The 4,134-nt window shown below is 57.2% G+C and carries 6 protein-coding genes; 5 read left to right on the top strand and 1 reads right to left on the bottom strand.

Annotated elements, in window-relative coordinates; all coding sequences use genetic code 11:
* Positions 1-350: 350 nt before the first annotated feature.
* Complete coding sequence (locus HT136_RS26565; protein ID WP_281423517.1) at positions 351-485, bottom strand: hypothetical protein; 135 nt, start codon at positions 483-485, stop codon at positions 351-353.
* A 34-nt stretch (positions 486-519) separates the two neighbouring features.
* On the opposite strand from HT136_RS26565, the gene HT136_RS25865 reads away from it, so the two are divergent.
* The 5 genes from HT136_RS25865 to HT136_RS25845 are packed head-to-tail and all read left to right on the top strand — an operon-like array spanning position 520 to position 3,712.
* Positions 520-1,344 carry a GIY-YIG nuclease family protein gene (locus HT136_RS25865; RefSeq protein WP_214202633.1) on the top strand — a complete coding sequence of 275 codons (825 nt, stop codon included), beginning with the start codon at positions 520-522 and terminating at the stop codon, positions 1,342-1,344.
* A gap of 10 nt (positions 1,345-1,354) precedes the next feature.
* A complete protein-coding gene (locus tag HT136_RS25860) occupies positions 1,355-1,948 on the top strand; it encodes a hypothetical protein (RefSeq protein WP_214202632.1) in 594 nt (197 codons plus the stop codon).
* Positions 1,945-2,577 (top strand): hypothetical protein, encoded by a 633-nt coding sequence (locus HT136_RS25855; protein WP_214202631.1) that lies wholly within the window; start codon positions 1,945-1,947, stop codon positions 2,575-2,577. Before HT136_RS25860 ends, HT136_RS25855 begins: the two co-directional genes overlap by 4 nt.
* A gap of 5 nt (positions 2,578-2,582) precedes the next feature.
* On the top strand, positions 2,583-3,116 hold the full coding sequence (locus HT136_RS25850; RefSeq protein WP_214202630.1) for a hypothetical protein: 534 nt from the start codon (positions 2,583-2,585) through the stop codon (positions 3,114-3,116).
* A gap of 2 nt (positions 3,117-3,118) precedes the next feature.
* Positions 3,119-3,712: a hypothetical protein gene (locus tag HT136_RS25845; RefSeq protein WP_214202629.1), complete on the top strand. Its 594-nt coding sequence runs from the start codon at positions 3,119-3,121 to the stop codon at positions 3,710-3,712.
* The last annotated feature ends 422 nt before the right edge of the window (positions 3,713-4,134 follow it).

The following is a 4,134-nucleotide window of genomic DNA, read 5'->3' as shown; positions in this document are numbered from 1 at the left end:
TTGTGCTCATATCCGAAGCATATCACACCAATGACCGCACTTCGCAAAACAAACCGGCGGCTTCTTTATCGGCGTATGCTGCTGGACCGGTCTTGGGCCAATTTCTTCGACGGTTTTTTTGGGGGGGGCGGGCGGCTTCGCGTCCGGGCCTCAAGGGTTGCAGGTCGGGCAGGCGCCCATCCAAGCCGCTCAATTGGAAAAGTCTCGAGCCTACGAGCGGTCAGTCCGGTTATGGCCGGGGCTGGGACTTGCCTGCCGTCCCAGAGCTCAGCCGCGAACGACGGGTTCCGTCCCATATTGCCATTGCGCCCACCATATGGCCGCTATGAACAGGACTGGCCCGAGAAAAGCTAGCGGCGCTTGTCAGCTTCTTCGCGCGCGATTTGACGGATAAGCTCATTTGGATCGTCACCACTGCGGCATTCACTCAGCTTCGTCACCTTGTCCAGATATTCGTCCTCTTCCTGACCGCGCAGATTCGTCATCGCATTCACCCGGAGCACGGTTATTATCGCGGACATGGGGCTAACATTCAACGCGATACTCGACGGATACGGCATCGACCCACGACAGGTGCGGTTGCTGCGCCACCAGAATGGCGCGGTGAAGGGCCGCACACTCTATTCGCTCTGGCGCGACGATCACCCCAGCTTTATCGCCTATCAGAACATCCAATCGAACCAGAACCGCTCCCGGCTGACATCGCCATATTGGGCGGCGTTCATTGTCACGCCCGCGCAGTCGAATATGTTCGTCGGCCTGTATGAGATCGAGCGGATCGGCGAATGCCCCGAGGGGATGATCGATCCGTTTCGGTTGCACGATGTCACGGGTCTAGACCTTTACCGCTCCACGCTCGTGGGCATCTCCGAACCCGACATAGGCCGCATCTTCATCGATTGGGGACCGGGCACGCGCACATGGGCGCAGAAGGCCGCGGATCAGCCGAAACCCATTTTGGAGATAACCCGCACATTCCGGGAAGAGGAATTTCCCGGCTACACCCGCTTCATCGCCAACCTCTCGACCATCGAGGCGCTTCCTTCGTCTTGGCTGGCGACGCTGGGCGCGGCAAAGGGAATTTACCTCCTGACATGCCCACGCACGAAAGAGCAGTATGTGGGATCGGTCTATGGCGAGGAAGGGTTCTTAGGCCGGTGGCTCACCTATGTCCGCGACGGACACGGCGGTAATGTCGTCCTCAAGAGCCGAGACAAGTCGGATTATCAGGTTTCCATTTTGGAGGTTTGCGGCTCGGCGGCGTCGATGGAGGAAATCATCGCAACCGAGGGGCTTTGGAAAGCCAAGCTGCAAACGCGCGAGATGGGATTGAATGGAAATTAAGGGGGCGGCCTTGAACGCATCGACTGTGGATGAAGCGTCGAAGGTGAAGCGGCGATGGAATTGGTGGAAGATCGGCTTCTTCGTGATGCTGTTCTTATTCGAAGGCGCTCGCGAATGGGCTGTGATCGCAACATACGAACCTCCGAAGATCGCCGTGTCCAATTACGTCGGTCGGGTTCAGACACTCGTAACGGCGACCGGGCGCTGGCAGCGGCTAGATGGCGGATCGCCGATGGTGCCGGGCGCGACGAAAATCACCTGCTGGCAGAACGAGGGCAAATGCTACGAGGTCAGTTATGACTTTCTGAACGGCTACGTGGGCGAACCTAGTCTGGACGTTTTCGACGCGAAATTCTCCGACGATGCCGTGACGTATGAGAACGATAATCCGAAATGCGCGCTCTACGCCGTTCGGATCGATCTCAAATTGAAGAAGGTCATCGCAACCCGTGACCGGAAGGAAAATCCGGCAGAGGGCACCTGTCAGAACATGGAGCACCGCATCGAAATGACGCTCGGCGACGGCTTCGTGTTCACGCACCTTGAGGACGAGCATCTTCTTCCGATCTTCTGGCTCATCGCCAAAGCGTTCGGAAGCAAATGACGGATAAACAGCCACGCATCCGCGCGAAGATCACGAACGATTGGGTGGATTATCCGCACAACGATCTGCCGAACGCAGCATGGTTCTTTCGCGAGCGCATCAAGAGGGCTTTCGCGGAGAAGGAGCGGACGGACGGCATATTCCTCGACATGATGGCGTGCGTCACCATGATCGCGTTCTCGCTTGAGGGATATGTGAACTTCTGTGGGGCGAAGCTGCTCGACGGGAAGCCTGACGAGTGGAAGGACTTTGAACGCGAGACAGTCCGGGAGAAGATCAAAGCTATCCGCAAAATCACCGGCATTGAGATCGACTGGAATAAGCGCCCATACGTCACGACAGCGAAACTGGTCGACCTCCGCAATATGCTCGCGCATCCGAAAGCCCACAAGGCCGAGCCGAGAGAATGGATCGCCGAGGGCACTGACAGCGCGTTCAAGAAGATGCTTCGCGACTATGAACCTGAGTGGGTTAAGATCATCAGTGAGGCGTTCATTGACGAGGCATACGAAGACGTTGAGGCGATCTGGAATAGCCTTCTGGCAGCCGCAGGTATCGAAGAACATGAATCGTGGAGCGGCGGTTCGCAGGGCTTTGAGTTAATCGACTTCCTACCACCGGAGAACTGACAGAAGTGACCGACAAGCCTGATCTGCCCGATGTTGACGAAGCCGCGATGAAGGAGTTCTGCGCGGCCATAGGTGAACTGATCCTGTGGGCCAGCCTGATAGACGCGCAGTTGAACAAGGCATTGGTCGGCATGTTCGCGCTTCCTGAACATGCCATGATCGAACCTATCGTCGCGCAGTTGGATGCCAGGCCGAAAGCGGAACTGCTGAAAAAGCGGGCGAAGACGATCCCCAGCAAGGATTGGAAGAACGGCATCACGAATTGGGTCGAGCGTGCCGAGAAGGCGAATGCAAACCGCAACACCGTCGCCCATCACGCCATCCGCATCGAGGGCGGCACCATTACCCTCCATACCAGCCAGCTTGGAAAAATCCTGAGCAACCTCAAGGACAATGACGGGAAGCTGGAAGCGGGCGACCGGAAGGGGCTGAGCGACATTCAGGCTTGGATCGATCAAGCCCGCAACACCTATATCGAAGGCCAGAACGTCATCGCGAATTTGGATCGATTTCGCGAGGCGGCGGCGAAGGCAATCTGACGATGGCGAAGCTACCCAAGTTCTATCAATCGGACTCCGTGCTGCAAAATAGCGAGTTCGGCGAACTGGCACGACACCTCGGCTTTGTTGTCATCGTGTGGGGCCTGGTCGAAGATGCCACACGGGATTTGCTCGATAGCGTTGCGCTTATCGGCGAGCGCAATACGACCGTCAGAACGACAGTTTTGAGCATGACGCCGTTTCGTGGCCAGATCGACATTCTGCGACGGACGGCGTTCATCCATCAGCCCGACAGCGACTGGTTCAAAGAGTTAGACGCGGTGCTGAGCGAGATAGAAGGTAAGTTGCATGAGCAGCGAAATCGCTTCATCCACGATCCGTGGGTAGAGGACGACGACGGGAAAATCGTTCGCACGGCGCGGGGCAAGCTGGAGGTCAGCGTCAGCAAGGACAAGACGGGCAACCGATCCCTGAAGATACTTGAGCCGAAGCCGGCCACGCTGGCCGAGATTACCGACTTTCTCGACAAGGCATACGCTTGTTACCACAAGCTGATCCAGTCCCGACGCGACTATCTGGTCTGGCTTGTCGCGAGCGATGCACGACCGGCTTGGTTCGATGACGCGATGGATTGAGATGGTTTTCGGAAAATCTGAGGATGCGGCCGGATTCTCAGGGGCGAGGATAGAGTAGATTGGCCTAACCATACGGCAGCTTCGGACAGGTTCGGACGTCTGGGTCAGCGGACTCGAACGACTTGAACTGGTCGGCAGGCGACGCAGCTGAGTGGCAACTATCTCTGTATTTGCGCTTCAAACGCGACCGTCGCCTACCGGCCCGATCAGGCCGTCCAGTTCACCTGGCGACGGAGGCGCAAGAGTAGGTTGCACAAAACTGCGCGGACAGGCTTCGTCTGGCTGCGGCCGCGTTCGCTGACATTGCGGTCATATGCCGTGAACGGCTATCCGATTTTCATGACTTGGCGCGACACTCCAAATTATAGGAAAGCAGCGACGATTTCTGTCCTTGCTTCTGCATGCTTGCTGGCCGTTCGATT

Origin of the sequence: Novosphingobium profundi, from assembly GCF_018491765.1 — a bacterium.
In the GTDB taxonomy this organism is placed as follows: domain Bacteria; phylum Pseudomonadota; class Alphaproteobacteria; order Sphingomonadales; family Sphingomonadaceae; genus Novosphingobium; species Novosphingobium profundi.
Note: the sequence above shows the minus strand (reverse complement) of the source record. Positions and strands in the feature narration are given on the sequence as shown.

Bases quoted from the DNA above. Each gene is read 5' to 3' on its own strand.
- HT136_RS25845 (WP_214202629.1), top strand. From the start codon at position 3,119: ATGGCGAAGCTACCCAAGTTCTATCAATCGGACTCCGTGCTGCAAAAT.
- HT136_RS25855 (WP_214202631.1), top strand. From the start codon at position 1,945: ATGACGGATAAACAGCCACGCATCCGCGCGAAGATCACGAACGATTGG.
- HT136_RS26565 (WP_281423517.1), bottom strand. From the start codon at position 485: ATGACGAATCTGCGCGGTCAGGAAGAGGACGAATATCTGGACAAGGTG.
- HT136_RS25865 (WP_214202633.1), top strand. From the start codon at position 520: ATGGGGCTAACATTCAACGCGATACTCGACGGATACGGCATCGACCCA.